Source organism: Limibacillus sp. MBR-115, from assembly GCF_040549425.1.
Taxonomy (GTDB): Bacteria; Pseudomonadota; Alphaproteobacteria; order Kiloniellales; family CECT-8803; genus Limibacillus; species Limibacillus halophilus.
Genome location: NZ_JBEPTJ010000005.1, coordinates 147,327 through 166,824 on the forward strand (window position 1 = coordinate 147,327; position 19,498 = coordinate 166,824).

A 19,498-nucleotide genomic window follows, 5' to 3' on the forward strand; every position below is an offset into this window, starting at 1 on the left:
AGACCGGCCTCGCACCTTTAGTGGGACATCAAGAGCGGGATCTTGCTGTCGGCTAGAACCTCGTGGGTAACGCCTCCCAGCAAGATCTGACGCCAGCGCGTATGCCCGTAAGCGCCAAGCACGATCAAATCGCAGCCCTGCGTTTCGGCGAAATCAAGGATCGCCTTGCCAACGCTATCGGGAATTTCTGCCAGATTGCGTGCCTCTCCGTTCACTCCATGACGCCGTAAATGCTCCATCACTTCCAACTTGGAAAGGGCATCGCCTGCATCAGCGCCAACCGTCAGAACCAGAACCTTTTCCGCGCTCGCAAGAATAGTCATCGAGTCACGGATTGCCCGCACGGCTTCGCGTGTGCCTTTCCAGGCCAATACGACTTTCTTGCCGATCTGGTTTTCAGGATCAAACCCTCTGGGAATGACGAGCACAGGTAGTCCAGACTGCATCACCAGTTCTTCAGGTAAACGCGTCCGAAAGTGATCTTCAAGATGTTCGATGATTGGCTGTGCAGCGATAATGATGTCGGCCGTATGGGCATGTTCCGACATAAGCTCCACATGATCGCCCTCTATTACGAGCCAGGCATTTTCAATACCGTCGCGTTCACAAGCTTCATGGAACTCTTTCTCAAGGTTATCCGCGACCTCACGGGCATTCCGGCTGGCTTCGGACAGAAACATTGCCGAAGCGCCGCGCCCGGTAATACCCGCCGGCATGCCTATTGGGGTAGGAATAAACAAGGCAAAGACCTTCGCGTCGTGTTGTCGCGCGAGTTTGAGCGCCACCTTTAGGCGAGTACGATGCTCTACGTCGTTAGCGAGATGGACAAGGATGGTCTTCAAACTCATTTCATTACTCCAGGGTGATGCAGGCTGGATTCACGAACCAGAAGCTACTCCGAAGGCCGCTTAGCGTCTAGCAGCGAGACAGATATTACCGGTTTCACAAACGTTTGTCGGCGCGGAGAATGAGCTTCCGATCTCGCAACAGCGTTACGGAATCGCCGGCAACGGCAAATAACGCAGAGCGCAGTTCGGCGGGTGCCGTCAAAATGCGCTGCGTGATCTCATCGACGACTTGCTTGGAGACGTCCATGCGTGCGAGCCAATCCGCAAAATCATGCTCCTTATTGTAAATCGTTTCCCGATTTATCGTCAGGCCGGCGGCCTCGATAGAATGCCGCCACTCGTCACGGGTGAGGCTGCGTGCATGGCTGGGGTCGCGGGTTACTTCCAACCAATGTAAGAACGCGCAAACTTCCGGTTCATCCGGGGCCATGCTGTCTTCCAGCACAAAACGGCCTCCAGGGCGCAGCACGCGCCCCACTTCGCGGAGGAACCCCGGAATATCATTAAAATGATGTGGCGCAATTCGGCAGGTTACAAGATCGAATGTATCGGGTCCGAAGGGAATATCCGTGGCATCGCCGTACTTGAAAATGACGTTCTCGACCTGGCGCTCAGTCGCCAGTTTTCGAGCGCGGGCAAGCATGCCCTCGGCGATGTCGATTCCGACGACGAGGGACGCTTTCGCAGCAAGGCGAAACGCCGTGTGGCCAGGGCCGGTGGCGACGTCCAGGCACAAATGATAAAGCCCAGGTTCGGCATAGGCGGCAAGGATATCCAAATCGTTGCCGAATGCATGGCCGGGACTTTTTGCATAAGCATCGGCCTGTTTGGAAAAACGCGCGGCGGTGTCTGCTTTATCAGTCATTGATTCAATATTCACACAGTTTTTCGGCTCGCATCCAGACTATCCGGCTGCCATGGCAATATTCGCCGCATGGCTATATCCACCAAGCTGTAAAGCGTGACAGCTATAATAGTTAAAATAAAGAGGGCAGCGAACATAACCGCGACTTGTCCTCGGGCGTTTGCTTGCAGCATTGCATAGCCAAGTCCTGCTGACGATCCAACCCATTCTCCAACCACGGCGCCAATCGGGGCTACGGCGGTGGCGACCCGCAGCCCGGAGGCAAAGGCCGGCAAGGCTGCGGGTATGCGTATATGACGCAAGCGCGACCAGCGACCGGCGCCCATTGTCGCGGCCAGATCCAGCCAACCCGGGTCGGTTCGGCGCAGGCCGTCAAAGGTGGCGGCCGTTACCGGAAAGAAGATGATGAGACTTGCCATCGCGACTTTGGAGGCAAGCCCATAACCAAGCCAAAGGACCAAGATCGGCGCTAGGGCGAAAACCGGGATAGCTTGGCTGACGACGAGGAGCGGGAGCAGCCAGAGGCGTAAGGTTCGTGCGCTGGCGAGCAAAAGCGCAGCAAATCCGCCAAGCACGGTGCCGATCCCGAGGCCCAGTAGTATTTCAATCAGTGTGATCCCGGCATGGCCGATCAAGAAACGCCAACGCTCATATAATGCCAGGGCGACCTGATCAGGGCCGGGGAGAATGAAACTGGGTGCGTCGGTGAGGCGGACGGTAACCTCCCAGAAAAGCAGCAAGACGGCCGCGATCACCAGACTGCGGGCGATTCTGGTCATGGTCGATCTCGTGCAAGTAGGAGCCGGTTCAGTAGGGCCGACTGGGCAGCCAGGATGTCGACGGATCTAGGGTTCCGGGGTGTTGGTTCGGCGGGAATAGGAAAGGATTCGAGCGTTGCGGGGCGTCCGGACATAATCAGAATGGAATCCCCCAGCCGCAATGCTTCCAATGGGTCATGGGTGACCAGAAGGACGGTCCGCCCCTTTAGCAAATTTGCCGCGAGTTCTTGCAGCTCCAGGCGTGTAATGGCATCGACTGCCGAGAATGGCTCATCCATCAGGACAAATGGCTGGTTCTCGAAAAGCGTTCGTGCCAGGGCAGCCCGCTGACGCATTCCGCCGGAAAGCGCTGCAGGTCTTTTCCCTGCAGCATCGGCAAGGCCCACCGCCCTTAAGAGCTCCAGCGCGCGCATTTCTGCGGTACGGGTGTCTTCTCCACCTTTCCCATAACGCAATCTATGACCCAGGCAAACGTTCTGAAGCGTGGTCAACCAAGGTAACAAGAGATCCTGCTGGGCCATGTAGGAAAGGCGGCCTTCGAGGCTAGCTCCATCACTGTCTCTCACGTTGCCCATTGCCGCATCGCCCAGCCCGGCCAGGAGCCTTAACAAGCTAGATTTACCAATTCCCGAGGGGCCAAGCAGGCATGTGGTTTGTGCAGCAGGGAGTGTGAGTTGCAGACCGGTGAAAAGCGGCTCACCTTGAAAGGAAAGCGTTCCATCGGTCAGGTGGACGTCTGGAGCACGTTCATTGGAATGGTGTTTGGCGGCCTGAGTCTGCAAGATATGTTCCCGGAACCAGCGGCGACGGCGGACTATTGCAAGGCGCCGCGCGCGGGACAAGAGAAAGCAGTGACTTGTTTGGGCGGACAAGGATCGTGACCCGTTCTGGCATAGGCTGTTTTAGGGTTAATTCGCGAACTGGGAGCCTGAACTGAAACAGGAACCTCACGAACCCCTGCGGCACCCGGTCATGGTCGCCAGCGAAATCTATCGGACTTCCAGCTATGGCGGTCGGCATCCGTTGTCGATTCCCCGGGTCTCCACCGTCGTCGATGTTTGTCGTGCGATGGAGTGGTTGTCCGACGACGCCTATATCGATAGCCCACAGGCGACCGCCCAGGAGTTGGCGAGGTTTCATGATCCGGAGTACATCGCGGCTGTTCAACGCCTTGAGAAGGAACAGCAGGCCGATGCGGATGCGCGTCAACGATTCAATCTCGGTGTGAATGGGAATCCAATTTATCCGGAGGTGTTCCGGCGACCAGCGACGGCGGCCGGTGCGTCGCAGCTTGCGGGTCGCTTGTTGCGATACGGCGGCATTGTACATAGCCCGGCGGGAGGTACGCATCATGCGTTGCGCGACCGCGCAAGCGGGTTTTGCTATTTCAATGATCCGGTCCTGGCGATCCTCAGCCTTCTCGATCAGGGCTGCGACCGGGTCTTTTACTTGGATATCGACGCCCATCATGGGGATGGCGTGCAGATCGCGCTTTCGGGAGAGCCGCGCGTGTTCACCTGCTCAATGCATGAGGCGGGTCGATGGCCAATGAAGAAAGATGAACTGCTGGGGAACCTGAATGACACAGGCGGGGGTCAAGCCCTCAATCTGCCGGTTATCGAGGGATTTAACGACAGCGAGTTTCGGTTCTTATTTGAGTCAGTCGTATTGCCATTGATCGATCGCTTCAAGCCGGATGCTGTGGTTCTACAATGTGGATGCGATGGATTGGCGGATGATCCGCTCAGCCGACTGTCATTGTCGAACCAGGCGCACTGGGCAGCGGTTAGGGGCCTGATTGGTGTTGCGCCGCGGTTTCTCGTGCTTGGCGGCGGCGGTTACAATCCTTGGGCGGTGGCCCGATGCTGGTCGGGTGTATGGGCCGTTCTAAACGGCTTTGACGTGCCGAAACGGCTACCAGAGGGGGTTGTCGGAATTCTTCGGTCGCTGATTTGGCGTCATAGCAAGGGGCGAAACCCTCCGTCCCATTGGATGGAAACACTCGCGGATCTGCCAAACGAAGGGCCCTTGCGCCCGGAAATTCGTGATTTGGCAAAAGCCGCGCTGATGTGATGGAAACAAACGATAGTGAAGTCGAACCCACTTGCGAGGCAGATCAAAGCGCGGCAGGCTACGGCCATGTTTAGGAAGCTTCTATCAATTTCCCTTCTTATTGGCGTTTTCTGGATCACTGCGGCCTCGGCTCAAAGCAGCCCGGAAGAGGTGTATTTCGAGAAAGACCGGTTGGTCATCGAAACACTGGAAGGCAAGCGGTTCGCCTTTACTATTGAACTGGCGATTACGCCAAAACAGCAAGCGCGCGGGCTGATGTATCGCCGCGGCATGGCTGCGGATTCGGGCATGCTTTTTATCACGGACACCCCGCGCGAAATCAGCATGTGGATGAAGAATACGTTCATTCCCCTGGATATGCTTTTCGTGGATAGCCAGGGTGTGATCGTGAAGATCGCGTCGGGAACGGTACCGCATTCCCTGGAAACGGTGGCCTCGGGTCAGGCGGTAAAAGCCGTGTTGGAGATCAATGCCGGCGTGTCGGAACAGCTTGGAATTACCGAAGGATCGCAGCTTCTTTATCCAACCTTTGAATAGGCCTCTTGCCTGAGAGCGGCGGAGCGCTTAAACAGGCGTCACAACCGCCGCTGGCGGGGAGTAGCTCAGCCTGGTAGAGCACCTGCTTTGGGAGCAGGGGGTCGTTGGTTCGAATCCAGTCTCCCCGACCACTTCATGTTTTTCCGGAGTGCCGATCCGCAATTCGCGCGCCCGTTTGCTTGAAATTCTATCATGATCTGCACGCGATGATGCATTTCCATAAATTTTATGGATAATTGTGTGCATGGTGATCGATCGAAAAAAATTTGCAAAGGCGGAACAGCGGCAGAAGGTCGCGCGGAAAGAGGCGCTATACATCCTGCGCGTCATTCTTTTTGCGTTGATCCTGGTGGGGGTGGGTATTACCGCGTATTATAACTTGCGCTAGGTGCAGGTTAGCTGCTTGCTTATCAATCCTGAGCTATAATCTTAAGCGAATCGGGAAGATAGCCCGACCCTGCTACAATCCCAAAGGCTGACGCTCACGTTATGCGATCTTCTTCGTCCAAGCTACCCGATCCGACGACCCTTGAAGATAGATTGGTCTTCTTCAAAGCCTTCTTACGATCGCCCCTAAGCACCGGTTCCATCACGCCCTCGTTTAAATATCTAGGGCGGCGGATGCGGCGCATTATTGACGAGCAGGGGTTTGCCAAGAGTGCGATCATAGAGTTTGGGTGTGGTACGGGATCCGTTACCCGAAGCTTTGACGGCCATGAAGTCATTGGCCTGGATTTGGATGAGCGACTGCTCGCCAAGGCTAGGAGAAATTGCCCTTTCGCGCGTTTCGAAACCGCCGATGTCTGCGCCGATGGCTTCGAACTTCCAAAGTTCACAAGCCAGCGGGCGTACTTGGTTTCTTGCATACCGGTCGTGAACCTTGGTGAGCGACGGGTTGTCTTCGAGCGGAACCTGCAACGCCTTTTCGAGGATTCCCGTGTGAGTGGTTTCCTGCAGTTTACCTACCTGCCGAAGCGCCCCCTTAATCTGCAAGGAAAAGTTCAGCGCAGAAATTTGGTCCTCCGCAACCTTCCGCCGGCCTTCATCTATTGTTGGGAGCCCAGCCAAGGAACTCCCGGTGAAGCTTTGACCGCGGAAGCGAGCTGATCGTTCCTGCAACAGGTCAGTTTCACCGTTTCATTGCCCAGAAAAGCAACAGGATCACCACGATTCCAGCACCCCAAACGATCGGGTTCGCCACATCTAAGGTGAAATCTCCGACTTGTAGCTGCGAGTTGGAGATGGTGCGCGTCGTCTGGGAAACGGCTCCGCCGATCGTCTCTCCAGGCGATCCGAATTGTGCCTGAAAGCTCATGTTTCGATCCTAGCTGATATCGGCCGATTTTGCCGCAAAACCGTCTGGAAGTGTAGTTGCGATCACCGTAAGGGTCGGCGGCGGTGTCAGGAGCGTAGTCCTGCGATAACTTCCGAGGAGGGCGAGAGGAGGGTCGTTTGATCAGGGTAGGGTAAGCACGCAGTCAGGCCCCTTGTATCCAAACGGGCGAGCCCACAGCCTTCGATCGCCCGGCGATAGCGTTGGCGGGCCGAGTTGTCGAACAACAACAAGCCGTCCGGCTTTACCTTCTCAATGGCCGGAGTCAGACATGCGGCACGGCAACGGCCGTCGATAATAATCAAATCGAACCGGCCCTCGTGATCATTGATGCTGTTCACGTAAGTGCCGAAGTCCAATCCCTCATACCCGTCCCGGGCAGAGCGGTGGCGCGGGTCGGTATTAGGTGATGCAGGCTGCGCCGGTACGCAATGGACACGCGCGTGCGCACCTATTGCTATAAGCGCGTCCTGGACTTCTGCAGCCCAATCAGCGTCATGCTCAACGGAAATGACTTCGGCGGCGCGATTGGCAAGCCAGACGGTACTGGCGCCGCTGCCGTACTCGAATACCCTAGCGGCGGCGCGATTCTTCAAGAAACGTTCGATGATATCTGCCGATTCAAGTGTCCACCAGGGCAGGTCGACTCGGCAGAGGTCTTCAAAGTCATAAATGGCGAACAGGCTACGCAACCAAAGACACCAGCGGTTGGCCCGTCGCCGTTCCAAGAATCCGAGAAGCCCAATCGCTGCGGCAAGCTTGCGTAAAATACGCATGCAACAGATGAAGGTTGATCGCAGGACAGCCTTCATTTTCCTTTGGCTTTTTTGGTGGGGGTTGAAGAATCAGGGCTGGGAAACCCGACCCGATCCGCCACGAGATAACGTTCAGATGCATTGTTTTCGCTGGCCAGAACAAGCTCGGCAATCAAGCCGGTTCCAAGCAACTGTGTGCCGGTCAGGATCAAAAGAATACCGAAGAACAGCAAAGGACGGTCGCCAATTGGACCAAGCCCTGCAAACCATAGGACCGTAAGGTAGAAGAGTATTAGGAAACCGATGAAGCCGAGCGGCAATCCAATCAATCCAAAGAGATGTAGAGGGCGCGCCCGGTAACGGGTCAACAAGATCACAGTCACAAGGTCGAGCAGGCCTTTTGCAAGCCGGGCCGTACCGTATTTGCTCTTTCCCTGAAGCCTGGGGTGATGGGTAACCGGGAGCTCCGCAACTCTGAACCCCAGGGCATAAAGCATGGCTGGAGTGAAACGGTGCAGCTCGCCATAAATACGCAAGTGTGCGGCAGCATCCCGGCGATAAATCTTCAAGCCGCAGTTCATGTCATGCAGTTCGAGGCCGAACGCTCGGGCAACCACGAAGTTGAACACTTTTGACGGAAGACGCTTGCCGATGGGATCCTGACGGTCCTTCTTCCACCCGCTAACGATGTCATACCCTTCGTCGAGTTTATCGAGAAGCCGCGGAATTTCCTTGGGGTCGTCCTGCAGGTCGGCGTCCATAGTGACAATGTATTCGCCGCTTGCCTCCTTGAACCCGGCCATAAGCGCCGCAGCCTTGCCAAAATTCCGCGTAAAGCGAATGAGGCGCACCTGCGCCTCTTCCTCTGCCAACCGTTTAGCGATTTCTGGCCCGCGGTCCCGACTTCCGTCGTCCACCAGCAAGATTTCATAATTGAAATCATAATCGAGCAATGCCGCCTTGATAGCCACGATCAGGGCTTCGAGACTGCCTTCTTCATCCATGAAAGGTATAACAATGCTGATAGAGCGAGGAGTGGACATAAACAACCAACTATGGTTTTTCGGACAATGAAAAGAGTAAGCAGGATTCGGTAAATTGTCTATGAATGCAAAACTGTAACAATTGGTTTCGTTCTGTTTTTTGCTTAGTCGAACCGATTATGGAAATGCCGCCGATGAGCGCTGTACAACGAAACATTGCATACGCTGGGTCTCTTATCGGGCGACCTTTCTGTTCGTTGCTTCTGCTGGCTTTGGCGTTGGCGCCAATCGCTTTCCATCCTTTGGGAATTGGGCGGGATTATCCCAATCACCTTGCAAGGGTGTTTATTCAAGGGGCTTTCGGTCACCAACCCGCATTGCAGCAGTTCTATCAATTGAACCAGCAGGCAATTCCTGATCTGGCTATGGATCTATTGGTCGGTCCCTTCGTTGGCTTAATCAATGTCTATACCGCAGCCACGGTTTTTTCGGTGTTTGCCGTCGCATTACTTCCCGTTGGTGGCATGCTGCTACATTTCGTTCTGTACCGACAGTGGTCCCTTTGGCCATTAGCCTGCCTGCCTGCGTTGTACAGCGCGCCGCTTGCCGGTGGGTTGATCAATTTTCTTGCCGGTGTGGGCTTATCACTCGTCGGCTTTTCGGGATGGATAGCCTTTCGCCAGCGAAACCGCTGGCTGCGGTTAGCAATCTTCCTGCCTCTCGTGGTCGTCCTATGGTTCTGGCATGCTCTTGGTTTCCTGGCGTTGGGTTACATGGTCCTCGCTTACGAAGTGGCACGGGCCCTGCATCAGCCAAAACACGCCTCTTTGTTCTGCCAGCGGGAACTTCTGTTGCAGAGCATCCTCTTTATGGTGCCACTGGCTTTGCTGATCATATCCTTCTTGTCATTGGGCGGACTTCCCGCCGGGGGTATTTCCTTTGGTAGTCCCATGGCAATGTTGATAAATTTCACTTTCGCCTTTGGCCTGTCCGACTTGCTCCAGGGGATAATTGTATTGGCGGTCGTGGCGGTCATTCTTATTGCTCTACGGCAAGCCGGGGCACTGGTGTGGCATCCTGATATCAGGGTACCTGTGATCGCTGTGGGGCTTCTCGTCCTGTTTATCCCCGAAAAATTCCTGGGCATTAGCCTGCTGCAGTTGCGGTTTCCCGCACTCTTCGTTTTTTTGCTGTTTGCGGGTAGCCAATTGACGGTCGCCTCAGTGAAGGTGAGGGGCCTTCTTGCAATATTGTTCCTTGGTCTGTTTGCCTGGCAGTGGTCCTATGCTTGGCAACGCATGGCGAGCGTTGATCGGGTTCAGCGCGAGATGACGGAAGCGTTTGCCGGGATGAGTGAAGGCAGTTGGCTTTTAACCGCTTGGCCGCCGGAGAAGGATCGATCCGAGTTGGTGTGGAACGAATTGTATCACTCCAGCAGCCTTGCGGTTATCGAAGCCATGGCCTTCGAACCCAAGCTTTTTACTAACACCTCGCGCGTAAACGTTCGCGCACCGTTGAGCGTGTTTAATGAACCCCAAGCCTATCCTGCGAAAATGCTGGAACTGCTTGAGCGTGCCGCAAAGGCGGCGCCCAATGAAGCCGGGTGGGGGCAGGATGGCGCGGCCCGGTACTTCGATGGGTGGCCAGGTACCTTCGACTATTTGTTGTGGTTGGGACGCCAACCCTTGGATGCGCCGACGGATTGGAACCTGACGCCCGTAGCGACAAACCCGGAGTTCATTCTCTATCGAATTAACTGAACGTCCTTGAGGCGTGGGTCGCGGCCCTTCCACTATGTGTCGTCCAGGCGATTGACATTCCCCGGCCAGACGGCCAAAAGTTCAATCGCGTGACGGTTTTTCGGGTTGTAGCGGCCTGAAAACGCAAGAGGGAACGTGGTGCGAGGCGCGAATCATTGCGCGGAATCAATTCCACGGCTGCCCCCGCAACTGTAAGCGGCGAGCCTTTATCCGTATAAGCCACTGGTCCACAAAGTTTTAAGGACTGGGAAGGCCGGGTAACAGGCTAAGACCCGTGAGCCAGGAGACCTGCCGTCGCGTCGTGTTTCGGTCGGTGGACGGGGGAGTCCGCGAACGGGATAACGGCCCGGATTGCAGAATCCAAGCTTCGAACAGCGGGCCGCTCGTTGCTTTCTCCAATCTAAACCCTCGCCTCTGGAATGCGCGTGAAAATGCCTTTTACCCGGAGGGGGGAAGCAATGTCTCTCAATAAGCAAGCACTGCTCTATGCAGGCCTGATCTCGACAGTTTTTTCACTGGCCCATGTAACATCTGCGGCCGCGCAGGATTCCGATGTAGTTTCGCCAAGTACGCCGGGTAAGGAAATCGTTGTCAGTGCAAGTCGTGTGCCGATGTCGGCTAACAGGGTCGGCAGCGCCGTCACGGTCATTGATGCCGATGATCTGGAGGATCGGCAGACGCAATCGGTGGCCGATGTTCTGCAGGAAGTTCCCGGCGTAGCGGTGACCCGATCGGGTGGCATGGGGTCCTTGACCGAAGTTCGCATCCGCGGCGCGGAGGCAAATCAGACGTTGGTTTTAATTGACGGCGTGCGCGTCAATGACCCGTCTCGCGGTAACGCGTTCAACCTCGATAATCTTCTGGCGGTTGATCTCGAACGTATCGAGGTGTTGCGCGGCCCGCAGTCCGCGCTCTATGGCAGCGAAGCCTTGGGTGGCGTGATTAACATCATCACCAGGAAAGGCGGACCATCTCGTGTGTCGGCTACGTTGGAGGCTGGGACACTTGAAAGCTACCGTTTCTCCAGTTCGGTCAGTCATAGTGAAGAGAACTACTCATTTTATTTAGGAGCGACACGCCTTAATAGCGACAGCGTTTCTGCTCTGGACCGCAAGATGCCCGGCGTCTCGGAGACGGACCCCTATGAGAACACCAGTATCAATGCCAATCTGCAGTTCGATGTAGGGCGGTTTGTCGAGGTTAGTTTAAGTGGCCGCTATAGCGATGCGACGGTGGAGTTTGACCCCTTGGTGTTCGACCCGAACACCTTCGTATCTGCAACGCAAGATGAGCCGGGTGTCTTTACCGATACCGTTGAAGCCTCGGGGCGAGCACAAGCTAAGCTGACTTTGTTCGAGGGGCAGTGGGAACAGATCGTTGCGGCCGGTATCTCCGACATCGATACCGAGACGACGGACCCCTTCTTCTTTTTGCCGGTCACTTCGACCGAGGGGCAGGTAAGGGAATACCTCTATCAATCGAACATCTTCTTTGCCACACCGGAAGTGGCAAACGCTGAGCACACGCTCATCCTTGCGTTTGAACGCTTGGAAGAGGATGCGGCGGGAACGTTCCTTTCGGGCGGAGAAGATCAATCCCTGGCGAGTAACTCCTTGATCGGCGAGTATGAATTGGCGCTGTGGGATAGCCTGTTCCTGGGGGGCAGCATTCGACAGCAGCAGAACGAAAAACTTTTCGATGACAGCACGACCTACCGCGCCACGCTGGCCTACCTCTACGCAGAAACCGATACGCGCCTGCATGGCAGTTTCGGCAAAGCAGTCAAGAACCCGACACTGACCGAGCTCTTCGGTTTTGGGCCGGGCTTTACGGGCAACCCGAACCTGCAGCCCGAATCGGCAATCGGTTGGGATATTGGGATCGAGCAGAACTTCTGGGATAAGCGCGCATCAGTCGATGTCACCTATTTCGATTCGACCATCGAGGACTTGATCGTCGGTACAGGGAATACGGCCTTCAACGCGACTGGTGAAAACCGGATCAAAGGGTTGGAAGTTGCGGGCTCGATTCGCCCCTTGCCTGATTTGCGTCTGACGGCCAGCTACACTTATACCGACAGTGAGGACAGCAACGGACAAGAGCTGATTCGCAGACCTCGCCATATGGGTAGCCTCAACGCCAACTATCGCTTCCTAGATGGTCGTGCCAGCGTGAACCTGGGTTTAGTGCACAAGGGTAAGCAAGACGACCTGAACTTTGCGACTTTTCCGGCAACACGGGTCGGTCTCGATTCCTATACGACCGTCAATCTCGGCGGTTCCTATGATATTACTGAGGGCGTGAGTCTTTTCGCTCGTGCGGAGAATCTGACGGATGCCGAACAGATCGACGTGTTTGAAACCAGAGGCCCGGGCCTTACGGCGTTTGTGGGCCTTCGGATCGGTTTCTCGCCGGATTGATTGCCCGCGGTGGCTATCGGTTTGCTCGTGGTTGCTTTTCCTGATTCTGATCGGGGCAGGAGGGGTATCATTGGGTCAGTTGTCGGCCGCCGAAACACGATCTGGACCACAACGCATTCTTTCCATGAATCTTTGTATCGACCAGTTGCTGCTGCAACTGGTCGATCGAGACCGCATTCTATCCGTTGCCGCTGATAGTGCTGATCCACAGCTGTCGTCCATTGCCGATCAGGTTAAGGGGATTCCCGTTAATCACGGACGCGCCGAGGAAGTTATCGCATTCAATCCCGATCTCGTCCTGGCAGGCCCCTTCACGACGCCGCATACCGCGGGTCTGTTGCAGCGCTTGGGTTACAGGGTGGAGACCATCCCGTTACCCCGATCATTCTCAGAGGCGTCCAAGGTGATCACCGAGCTTGCCGATTTGCTGGAAGTCGGCCCTCGCGGATTAGAGATCGCGAGGCGGTTAGACGCCGATTTAGCCGAGTTGCAACGGCAAGTCGGCAATCGTCCAGATCGACCGACGGCGGCTTTCTTCGAGCCAAACGGCTTTACGCCGACGGCGGGGACCATTGGCGACCGACTCCTGTCCGCTGCGGGCATGGAGAACCTGGCAGCCGATCTCGAGCGGCCTTATCTATCGCTCGAAGACCTTATCAGTGCCCGGCCGGATTTTTTGGTGCTGCAAATGCAACCGGGTGTGTCGCGCTCGCAGGCGGAAGCGCTATTGGAGCACCCGGCAATGCAGGGTATGGAAGGGTACGGTCGAATTCTCAAGCTACCGCCGCTTGCTTGGGCCTGTGGGGGGCCCGAGGCCGTCGCGGCGGCACGTGAGCTGGCGAGGCAAGCAGGAACGGTCAGTCGATAGGTGGGAATCGCGGCGGAGCCGTGGCGCTTGCCATGCAGTCGTGGAATCCCGTAAGTAAATGAACCAATAGGGTTAGGGATCATGTGGACCCCAGCAAGGTGGGGAAGACATGAGCCAAGGATTGCAAGGAAAGAAGCAGGATGCAGGTTCGTATTTTCAAACCGGCCAAAACAGCAATGCAGTCAGGACGTGCGCGTACCGATCGCTGGTGCATGGAATTCGAGCCGGGCGCACGCCGCGAAATTGAACCGCTGATGGGTTGGACATCGAGTGCCGAAACCAAACATCAAGTGTGCCTGTGGTTCGACAGCAAGGAAGAGGCGGTCGCCTACGCGGAAAAGCAAGGATTGATGTACAGCATATCCGAGCCCACCGCGCGAAAGATCAAACCCAAAGCCTATGCTGACAACTTTTCCTACAGCCGTCTTGGACGCTGGACCCACTAGCGGAATTCCTGGCAAGTGTGCTGGTTGTACGAAATGGGTTCGTGACCCCGTAGCTCAGCTGGATAGAGCAAGTGCCTTCTAAGCACTAGGTCGCAGGTTCGAATCCTGCCGGGGTCGCCATTTCCATACGTCGAACCAAAAAACCTATAAAAATTGATAAAAAATATTGTTTATTCCCTATTATTATTATTGTATATAGGGTGTGGCTCATGTTCGATGAGTCACAAAAGAGCGCGAATGCGCATTTGGGGGCCGGAAGCCAAAACAACATGGCTTATTGGTACAAACGTCCGGAAGACGTTGGGGCTGCTGCAGTCTTGTTACGCGTCTTCTTGGGGTATCAGGAGTGATAGATGACTACAATTCTTCTTGCAGATGAGGTCGCGACAGGGACGCCGGTCCAGGTTGCGGCTGGCCGTTTCACCCTCCGGGTGTCCGGCACATTCAATGGCGCAACATTGCGGTTGGAGATGTTGGGTCCCGACGAGGCAACCTGGTTGCCGGTCGAAGGTGGTGAGTTTATCGAGGGTGATGCACAGGTCCGAAACTTGGAGATCTGCGCGTCTCAACTTCGTATGGCGGTCGGCGGAGGTACGCCATCCGGGCTTCGGGCGGATCTGGTGCCCTATGTCGCATGAGGGGCTGTCCCGTTCGCTCGCCGATCACCGCACCGATGTTCGCCAGTTCAAGAGCGAGTGCGCTGGGGTTCGTGGATGAACAGGCTCTCAGTTTCAATGGCGTCTTTGACTATATGGTGTTGCCGATTGAAGCCAGTGATCTCTTGCGGAGTGATCGCGCTTTTAGCATAGGGCTCTACATGGCCTGGCATTGGCAAAATGACAGTGTGGTTTTGTTGTCCACCATGCCAACTGCCGAAGAGGACCCGACACGGCACGGGTTTGTTCTTTCCGTTAACCTGGCAAGTGGTCCCGAGTTCGGGCGTTTTCATTGCCGGTTTGAAGGCGATGTTCCAGCGGGCCAGCGGGCAAGGGCTTTGGGATCATCAGTGTTTGGATGGACCGCCAGGCCGGCTGTGACCTTTCTGCTGACTTATGACGGAAGTGGATCGGCGGCCGGGTTCCAACTTTACGTAAACGGCGTTCCGGACAACATGTCGGTCGTAGAGGATACTCTGACGGGACCGGTGATCTCGTACAAACGACCCAATGTTGCCGGCAATCCGGGATCGGGCGCTATCTTCCGACCTACGATGGATGCGTCACAGCTGATTCTTTGCGACCGTGCACTGACCCAGATTGAGGCTATCGAGCATCACAACGGGATTGCTGGCGACCCTCGAAATTCGCAGTTTGGCGCGGCGGTGCGTCATTGGTGGCCAATCGGCGAGGGAGATGTCTTGCCTTGGCTGGATGATCGGATTAGCGGACTACAAGCTGAGGCCATTGGTTTTACCGCCAGTGGGTTCGTGGCCAAAGAATAGCGCGGGCTTTAAAGTTCGTTTTCGAAAGATCTTGACGGTGGTGCGGTGTTCGCTCTTAACGCCCGTAGAGCGTTTCCGGATCCTGTACCACCGGCAAGACGTCCTCTAGTTTCTGTCCATTCCATTGACGGAAGAAGCAGGAGCGTCGGCCGGTGTGGCAGGCAACACCATTCTGCTCGACCGTCAAGAGCAGTGTATCGCCGTCGCAATCAACGCTGAGTGACTTCAAATGCTGTGTTTGTCCTGAGGTTTCGCCCTTGCGCCAGAGCTTTCCGCGCGAACGGGACCAATAACAAACCTGGCCGGTCTTGAGGGTCTCTGACAGTGACTCACGATTCATCCAAGCCATCATGAGGATCTCGCCGCTGCCTTGTTGCTGGGCGATAGCGGCAACGAGTCCGCGCTCGTCGAAATTGATGGCTGCTTCGAGCGAGGGAGGGAGGCCTTCGGGACTGTCGGTCATGTTTTTTCCTTACTGCCTCTCATTGTAGTCTAGCCTTTGTTCGCTTGCTCTAGACGTTCGAATCCGGTCGCTAGGTCGTTGATTAGATCATCAGGGTCTTCCAAGCCAATATGGTAACGCAAAAGCGGCCCTGTCGCCTCCCAGCGACGCGTGGTTTGGTGCCTTTCAGGGTATCCCGAGACGACTAGGCTGGCAAAGCTACCCCAACTCGCGCCGATACCGAAATACCTATAGGATTCGATCATCGCTTCGACGGCTCGGCGGGCATAAGGCTTCGCAAGGACGATACCAAGGAGGCCTGTCGCCCCGTCAAAGTCACGCTTCCATATGGCATGGCCCGGGTCTTCCGGCAGGGCAGGATACAAGACACGATCGACCTCGGGGCGCTCTTGCAACCAGCGCGCTACCGCCAGTGCACCCCGTTGGTGCTGGTCGAGCCTCGCGCCCATGCTGCGTAATCCTCGCAATCCCTGGTACGCTTCTTCAGGGCCGCAACAATGACCATGGAACAATGCCATGTCGTATACTGCCCGGAAGGACGCTTCATTTGCGGCGATGTAACCCAGCATCAGATCACCGTGTCCACCGATGTACTTGGTCCCTGCCTGGATGGACAAATCAACACCCTGTTCCAATGGACGATAGAACAGGGGCGTTGCCCAGGTGTTGTCGAGCGCGGTGCGCACACCGTGTTTACGAGCCGCTGCAACTATTGCGGGGACGTCCTGCATCTCAAAGGTGAGCGATCCCGGGGTCTCCATATAGATAAGCTTGGTATTGGGTCGTATCAGAGCTTCGATGCCGGCGCCGATAGTCGGATCATAGTAAGTGGTCTCGACTCCCTGGCGCTTCAAAATCTTGTCGCAAAAACGTCGGGCCGGGTAGTAAACGCTGTCGGTCACCAGGATATGATCGCCCTGGCTCACGAAAGCTTGCAGTGCGACCGTATTCGCGGCAAGGCCCGATGGCAGCGTGATTGCGTCTGCGGCGCCCTCCAGATCGGCCAAGGCTTCTTGAAACGCAAAGTGAGTTGTTGTGCCGGCGATGCCATATGAAAGCTTCCCGCTGCTTCTTTCCGGGCGCACCTCATATTCATCGAGGCGATCAAACAATATGGTCGAGGCGCGCATAAGAGGCGCATTCAAAGCACCGTTCCAGTCGCTGCTGTGACGCGCGCTTTGGACGAGTCGTGTGCGCTTAGATTCTACTCTTGAGGTTGTCATTGTGGAAATATCCTGTGTTTCACGTCGTTGTGATTAGGGGCTATTCAATCTAGGAACTGACACTTTGATTTGCGCAAGCATTTGATACTTCGGGAATTTTCGGCATACAAATCATTTTATTGCAATTAAATGTCTAGGTTATTGCCTTTCAGGTGCATCTGTTCCATGGTTTGTGCGTGAGTTCGCCCCACAGGGAACCAATCCTTGACCTGAGAGGGATGAGGGGTGCTCGCGTGTGATTTAAGGCAAGGGACAAACAGGGAAGGTTTTATCTCCATGAACAAGAAAACATTGTTAGGTGCAGGAGCAGCCCTTCTTCTCGCTACTGGGGTCGCAAACGCAGCGACACTGGACGACGTGAAGGCAAAAGGGCAGCTGAGCTGCATCGTTACAACTGGCCTGGTGGGCTTTGCGTTTACCGACGAGAATGGTCGTTGGAACGGTTTTGACGTTGATTTCTGCCGTGCAACGGCTGCTGCCGTCCTAGGCGACGCGGAAAAAGTCAACTTCGTACCAACCACCGGCAAGACTCGTTTCACTGCGCTGAATGCCGGTGAGGGCGATATCCTGTATCGTAACACCACGATCACGATGAGCCGCGATGCCGACCTGAAGCTGACGTTCCTGGGCGTGAACTACTACGACGGTCAGGGCTTCATGGTTAACAAGAACCTGGGCGTAACCAGCGCCAAGGAACTGAACGGTGCATCGGTCTGCATTCAGACGGGTACCACAACCGAGCTCAACCTTGCTGACTTCTTCCGGGTCAACAACATGAACTACGAGCCGGTCCCCATCGAGACGAACGAAGAAGCGCGCACGAACTACCTGGCCGGCCGTTGTGACGTTTACACCACGGATGCTTCCGGTCTTGCTGCAACGCGTGCGACCTTCGACGATCCGAAGAATCACGTGATTCTGCCGGAAATCATCTCCAAAGAGCCTCTCGGCCCGGCAGTACGCCAGGGCGACGATGCTTGGGGTGATATCACGCGTTGGGTTTTGTACGCTCTGCTCGCGGCTGAAGAGTATGGTGTCACGCAAGCCAATGTTGACGAGCTTGGGGCGAAGGCAACCGGCAATCCTGATATCGATCGAATGCTCGGCACCGAAGGTGACTTCGGCGCCATGGTTGGCCTTGACAAAGATTGGGCCAAGAATGCCATCAAGGCAGTCGGTAACTACGGTGAGATTTTCGACCGTAACATCGGACCCGATACCGCAATTGGGCTTGAGCGTGGCTTGAACGCGCTCTGGACCGAAGGTGGTCTGATGTACGCTCCGCCGATCCGCTAATCAACGGAGCCCTAGGTTCAAGATACGGCGGCGCAACTCTTTATCTGGGTTGCGTCGCCTCTTGGACTTTTTGAGTCACAGTTCTTCAGTGTTCCGAGATGGCGTCGCATGTCGTGGTGTCCGCGATTGGTTCTGGGCCACATCACGATGACAGTCAGCCATCGGAAGACAGAAAGAACGCCAAGATTTCAAAGGAAATGCGGTCATGGCGGCAGCAGACATAGTCGATAGCCGTAGCGCCCTATCCCGAGCTTGGAACAACAAAGAAGCGCGCTCGGTCATTCTTCAAATTCTGACGGTGGCACTGCTATTCGGGTTTTTCTTTTACATAATCCGGAATGCCGTCATCAATCTGGAGACGATCGGCAAAGGGTACAGCTTCACCTTTCTTTCAGCTCCGGCCAGCTACGACATTAATCAGACACTGATCGACTACAACTCGCGCGACACTCATTTCCGCGCGGCGATCGTCGGCATTCTCAACACGCTTCTTGTGGCGGTTTCGGGCATCATTCTGGCGACCATCGTCGGATTTGTGCTTGGCGTTCTGCGTCTCAGCAAGAACTGGTTGATGAGCCGCATCGTCTATTGCTACATCGAAATTGTCAGAAACGTTCCGGTTCTGCTCCACATCTTGCTGATTCACGGTATCGTCGTTAACACGCTGCCGGTGCCCCGCCAGTCTCCCAGCTTCTTCAGTGAGAGTGTGTTTCTGAGCAATCGCGGATTGTATGTCCCCAGTCCGTTGCCTGAACCATTGTTCTGGGCAACTTTTATCGCCTTTGTCGGCGGCATCGTTGGGACGGTGCTTTACAAGCGTCATGCGCGCAAACTGCAGGAAGAAACCGGCCGCATTCTGCCGGTGTTCCGTGTCGGGCTTGGATTGATCATTGGACTACCGTTTGTGGTATTCCTGGTTACCGGCATGCCGATGAACTGGAGCTATCCTGAGCTCAAGGGTTTCAACTTCGTTGGCGGTGTAGCCATGAAGCCGGAGTTCCTGGCACTGTGGCTTGCTTTGTCGCTCTATACCTCGGCCTTTATCGCCGAGATTGTACGCGCTGGTATTCTTGCAGTCAGCTACGGCCAGACAGAGGCGGCCCATGCCTTGGGATTGCGGACTAATCGGACGCTACAACTGGTCATTATCCCGCAAGCGCTTCGTGTGATCGTACCGCCCCTGACCAGCCAGTATCTGAACCTGACGAAAAACTCGTCATTGGCAATTGCCATTGGGTACATGGACATCGTGGCGACAATCGGTGGTATCTCGCTCAATCAGACAGGGCGCGAGATGGAATCTATGACCATTGTGCTGTTGATTTATCTCAGCTTCTCGCTGGTCATTTCACTCTTCATGAACTGGTACAATAAACGCATCAAACTGGTAGAGAGGTGAGGGGGCTGT

At 55.5% G+C, this 19,498-nt stretch carries 21 protein-coding genes, 2 tRNA genes and 1 riboswitch; of the genes, 14 read left to right on the forward strand and 9 right to left on the reverse strand.

Annotated features, from left to right (window positions below; translation table 11 throughout):
• Positions 1-17: 17 nt before the first annotated feature.
• From ABIE63_RS11945 to ABIE63_RS11960, 4 genes are all read right to left on the reverse strand, one after another.
• Positions 18-848 (reverse strand): universal stress protein, encoded by an 831-nt coding sequence (locus tag ABIE63_RS11945; protein ID WP_354504704.1) that lies wholly within the window; start codon positions 846-848, stop codon positions 18-20.
• Positions 849-942: 94 nt separating this feature from the next.
• The gene (locus ABIE63_RS11950; protein ID WP_354504705.1) at positions 943-1,713 is read right to left on the reverse strand and encodes a methyltransferase domain-containing protein; all 771 of its coding nucleotides are present in this window, start codon (positions 1,711-1,713) and stop codon (positions 943-945) included.
• A gap of 11 nt (positions 1,714-1,724) precedes the next feature.
• Positions 1,725-2,492: an ABC transporter permease gene (locus ABIE63_RS11955; protein WP_354504707.1), complete on the reverse strand. Its 768-nt coding sequence runs from the start codon at positions 2,490-2,492 to the stop codon at positions 1,725-1,727.
• On the reverse strand, positions 2,489-3,274 hold the full coding sequence (locus tag ABIE63_RS11960; protein ID WP_354504708.1) for an ABC transporter ATP-binding protein: 786 nt from the start codon (positions 3,272-3,274) through the stop codon (positions 2,489-2,491). Before ABIE63_RS11960 ends, ABIE63_RS11955 begins: the two co-directional genes overlap by 4 nt.
• A 190-nt stretch (positions 3,275-3,464) precedes the next feature.
• On the opposite strand from ABIE63_RS11960, the gene ABIE63_RS11965 reads away from it, so the two are divergent.
• From ABIE63_RS11965 to ABIE63_RS11985, 5 genes are all read left to right on the forward strand, one after another.
• The gene (locus tag ABIE63_RS11965) at positions 3,465-4,565 is read left to right on the forward strand and encodes an acetoin utilization protein AcuC (protein ID WP_354504709.1); all 1,101 of its coding nucleotides are present in this window, start codon (positions 3,465-3,467) and stop codon (positions 4,563-4,565) included.
• Positions 4,566-4,631: 66 nt separating this feature from the next.
• Positions 4,632-5,102 (forward strand): DUF192 domain-containing protein, encoded by a 471-nt coding sequence (locus ABIE63_RS11970; RefSeq protein ID WP_354504711.1) that lies wholly within the window; start codon positions 4,632-4,634, stop codon positions 5,100-5,102.
• 54 nt (positions 5,103-5,156) lie between these two features.
• Positions 5,157-5,233, forward strand: a tRNA-Pro gene (locus ABIE63_RS11975).
• Between the two features lie 113 nt (positions 5,234-5,346).
• The gene (locus ABIE63_RS11980; protein ID WP_183416315.1) at positions 5,347-5,490 is read left to right on the forward strand and encodes a hypothetical protein; all 144 of its coding nucleotides are present in this window, start codon (positions 5,347-5,349) and stop codon (positions 5,488-5,490) included.
• Between the two features lie 233 nt (positions 5,491-5,723).
• Positions 5,724-6,209, forward strand: coding sequence for a methyltransferase domain-containing protein (locus ABIE63_RS11985; protein ID WP_183416316.1), 486 nt, complete (start codon positions 5,724-5,726; stop codon positions 6,207-6,209).
• 22 nt (positions 6,210-6,231) lie between these two features.
• Here the strand turns inward: ABIE63_RS11985 and ABIE63_RS11990 are convergent, their stop codons facing one another.
• The 3 genes from ABIE63_RS11990 to ABIE63_RS12000 form a co-directional block, all read right to left on the reverse strand.
• The gene (locus ABIE63_RS11990) at positions 6,232-6,417 is read right to left on the reverse strand and encodes a hypothetical protein (protein WP_354504712.1); all 186 of its coding nucleotides are present in this window, start codon (positions 6,415-6,417) and stop codon (positions 6,232-6,234) included.
• Between the two features lie 86 nt (positions 6,418-6,503).
• Positions 6,504-7,247, reverse strand: coding sequence for a hypothetical protein (locus tag ABIE63_RS11995; RefSeq protein WP_354504714.1), 744 nt, complete (start codon positions 7,245-7,247; stop codon positions 6,504-6,506).
• A complete protein-coding gene (locus ABIE63_RS12000) occupies positions 7,244-8,233 on the reverse strand; it encodes a glycosyltransferase family 2 protein (protein ID WP_354504716.1) in 990 nt (329 codons plus the stop codon). Before ABIE63_RS12000 ends, ABIE63_RS11995 begins: the two co-directional genes overlap by 4 nt.
• Before the next feature lie 134 nt (positions 8,234-8,367).
• Here ABIE63_RS12000 and ABIE63_RS12005 point away from each other — a divergent pair, with 134 nt between their 5' ends.
• From ABIE63_RS12005 to ABIE63_RS12035, 7 genes are all read left to right on the forward strand, one after another.
• Positions 8,368-9,933, forward strand: a complete 1,566-nt coding sequence (locus ABIE63_RS12005; protein WP_354504717.1) for a hypothetical protein — start codon at positions 8,368-8,370, stop codon at positions 9,931-9,933.
• A 76-nt stretch (positions 9,934-10,009) separates the two neighbouring features.
• Positions 10,010-10,244: riboswitch (cobalamin riboswitch) on the forward strand.
• Positions 10,245-10,391: 147 nt separating this feature from the next.
• Entirely contained in the window at positions 10,392-12,353 is a 1,962-nt protein-coding gene (locus tag ABIE63_RS12010) for a TonB-dependent receptor (protein ID WP_354504719.1), read from the forward strand.
• Positions 12,354-12,423: 70 nt separating this feature from the next.
• Positions 12,424-13,221 carry an ABC transporter substrate-binding protein gene (locus ABIE63_RS12015; protein ID WP_354504720.1) on the forward strand — a complete coding sequence of 266 codons (798 nt, stop codon included), beginning with the start codon at positions 12,424-12,426 and terminating at the stop codon, positions 13,219-13,221.
• Between the two features lie 140 nt (positions 13,222-13,361).
• Positions 13,362-13,667, forward strand: coding sequence for an ETC complex I subunit (locus tag ABIE63_RS12020; protein ID WP_183416323.1), 306 nt, complete (start codon positions 13,362-13,364; stop codon positions 13,665-13,667).
• Between the two features lie 43 nt (positions 13,668-13,710).
• Positions 13,711-13,787, forward strand: a tRNA-Arg gene (locus tag ABIE63_RS12025).
• A 233-nt stretch (positions 13,788-14,020) separates the two neighbouring features.
• Positions 14,021-14,305 carry a hypothetical protein gene (locus tag ABIE63_RS12030; protein WP_183416324.1) on the forward strand — a complete coding sequence of 95 codons (285 nt, stop codon included), beginning with the start codon at positions 14,021-14,023 and terminating at the stop codon, positions 14,303-14,305.
• Positions 14,302-15,108: a hypothetical protein gene (locus ABIE63_RS12035; RefSeq protein WP_354504721.1), complete on the forward strand. Its 807-nt coding sequence runs from the start codon at positions 14,302-14,304 to the stop codon at positions 15,106-15,108. Before ABIE63_RS12030 ends, ABIE63_RS12035 begins: the two co-directional genes overlap by 4 nt.
• A gap of 55 nt (positions 15,109-15,163) precedes the next feature.
• Here the strand turns inward: ABIE63_RS12035 and hisI are convergent, their stop codons facing one another.
• A complete protein-coding gene (hisI, locus tag ABIE63_RS12040) occupies positions 15,164-15,571 on the reverse strand; it encodes a phosphoribosyl-AMP cyclohydrolase (RefSeq protein WP_354504722.1) in 408 nt (135 codons plus the stop codon).
• A gap of 29 nt (positions 15,572-15,600) precedes the next feature.
• A complete protein-coding gene (gene metC, locus ABIE63_RS12045; RefSeq protein WP_354504723.1) occupies positions 15,601-16,794 on the reverse strand; it encodes a cystathionine beta-lyase in 1,194 nt (397 codons plus the stop codon).
• Positions 16,795-17,070: 276 nt separating this feature from the next.
• Between metC and ABIE63_RS12050 the strand changes: the two genes are divergently transcribed.
• A complete protein-coding gene (locus tag ABIE63_RS12050) occupies positions 17,071-18,090 on the forward strand; it encodes an amino acid ABC transporter substrate-binding protein (protein ID WP_354504724.1) in 1,020 nt (339 codons plus the stop codon).
• A gap of 205 nt (positions 18,091-18,295) precedes the next feature.
• The gene (locus ABIE63_RS12055; protein WP_354504726.1) at positions 18,296-19,489 is read left to right on the forward strand and encodes an ABC transporter permease subunit; all 1,194 of its coding nucleotides are present in this window, start codon (positions 18,296-18,298) and stop codon (positions 19,487-19,489) included.
• Positions 19,490-19,498 lie beyond the last annotated feature (9 nt).

Excerpts from the sequence above, each read along its gene's own strand:
- ABIE63_RS12055 (WP_354504726.1), top strand. The coding sequence starts at position 18,296 with ATGGCGGCAGCAGACATAGTCGATAGCCGTAGCGCCCTATCCCGAGCT.
- ABIE63_RS12035 (WP_354504721.1), top strand. The coding sequence starts at position 14,302 with ATGAGGGGCTGTCCCGTTCGCTCGCCGATCACCGCACCGATGTTCGCC.
- ABIE63_RS11980 (WP_183416315.1), top strand. The coding sequence starts at position 5,347 with ATGGTGATCGATCGAAAAAAATTTGCAAAGGCGGAACAGCGGCAGAAG.
- ABIE63_RS11955 (WP_354504707.1), bottom strand. The coding sequence starts at position 2,492 with ATGACCAGAATCGCCCGCAGTCTGGTGATCGCGGCCGTCTTGCTGCTT.
- ABIE63_RS12030 (WP_183416324.1), top strand. The coding sequence starts at position 14,021 with ATGACTACAATTCTTCTTGCAGATGAGGTCGCGACAGGGACGCCGGTC.
- hisI (WP_354504722.1), bottom strand. The coding sequence starts at position 15,571 with ATGACCGACAGTCCCGAAGGCCTCCCTCCCTCGCTCGAAGCAGCCATC.
- ABIE63_RS11990 (WP_354504712.1), bottom strand. The coding sequence starts at position 6,417 with ATGAGCTTTCAGGCACAATTCGGATCGCCTGGAGAGACGATCGGCGGA.
- ABIE63_RS11970 (WP_354504711.1), top strand. The coding sequence starts at position 4,632 with ATGTTTAGGAAGCTTCTATCAATTTCCCTTCTTATTGGCGTTTTCTGG.
- ABIE63_RS11995 (WP_354504714.1), bottom strand. The coding sequence starts at position 7,247 with ATGAAGGCTGTCCTGCGATCAACCTTCATCTGTTGCATGCGTATTTTA.
- ABIE63_RS12020 (WP_183416323.1), top strand. The coding sequence starts at position 13,362 with ATGCAGGTTCGTATTTTCAAACCGGCCAAAACAGCAATGCAGTCAGGA.
- ABIE63_RS11950 (WP_354504705.1), bottom strand. The coding sequence starts at position 1,713 with ATGACTGATAAAGCAGACACCGCCGCGCGTTTTTCCAAACAGGCCGAT.
- ABIE63_RS12005 (WP_354504717.1), top strand. The coding sequence starts at position 8,368 with ATGAGCGCTGTACAACGAAACATTGCATACGCTGGGTCTCTTATCGGG.
- ABIE63_RS12000 (WP_354504716.1), bottom strand. The coding sequence starts at position 8,233 with ATGTCCACTCCTCGCTCTATCAGCATTGTTATACCTTTCATGGATGAA.
- metC (WP_354504723.1), bottom strand. The coding sequence starts at position 16,794 with ATGACAACCTCAAGAGTAGAATCTAAGCGCACACGACTCGTCCAAAGC.
- ABIE63_RS11945 (WP_354504704.1), bottom strand. The coding sequence starts at position 848 with ATGAGTTTGAAGACCATCCTTGTCCATCTCGCTAACGACGTAGAGCAT.
- ABIE63_RS11985 (WP_183416316.1), top strand. The coding sequence starts at position 5,724 with ATGCGGCGCATTATTGACGAGCAGGGGTTTGCCAAGAGTGCGATCATA.
- ABIE63_RS11965 (WP_354504709.1), top strand. The coding sequence starts at position 3,465 with ATGGTCGCCAGCGAAATCTATCGGACTTCCAGCTATGGCGGTCGGCAT.
- ABIE63_RS12010 (WP_354504719.1), top strand. The coding sequence starts at position 10,392 with ATGTCTCTCAATAAGCAAGCACTGCTCTATGCAGGCCTGATCTCGACA.
- ABIE63_RS12050 (WP_354504724.1), top strand. The coding sequence starts at position 17,071 with ATGAACAAGAAAACATTGTTAGGTGCAGGAGCAGCCCTTCTTCTCGCT.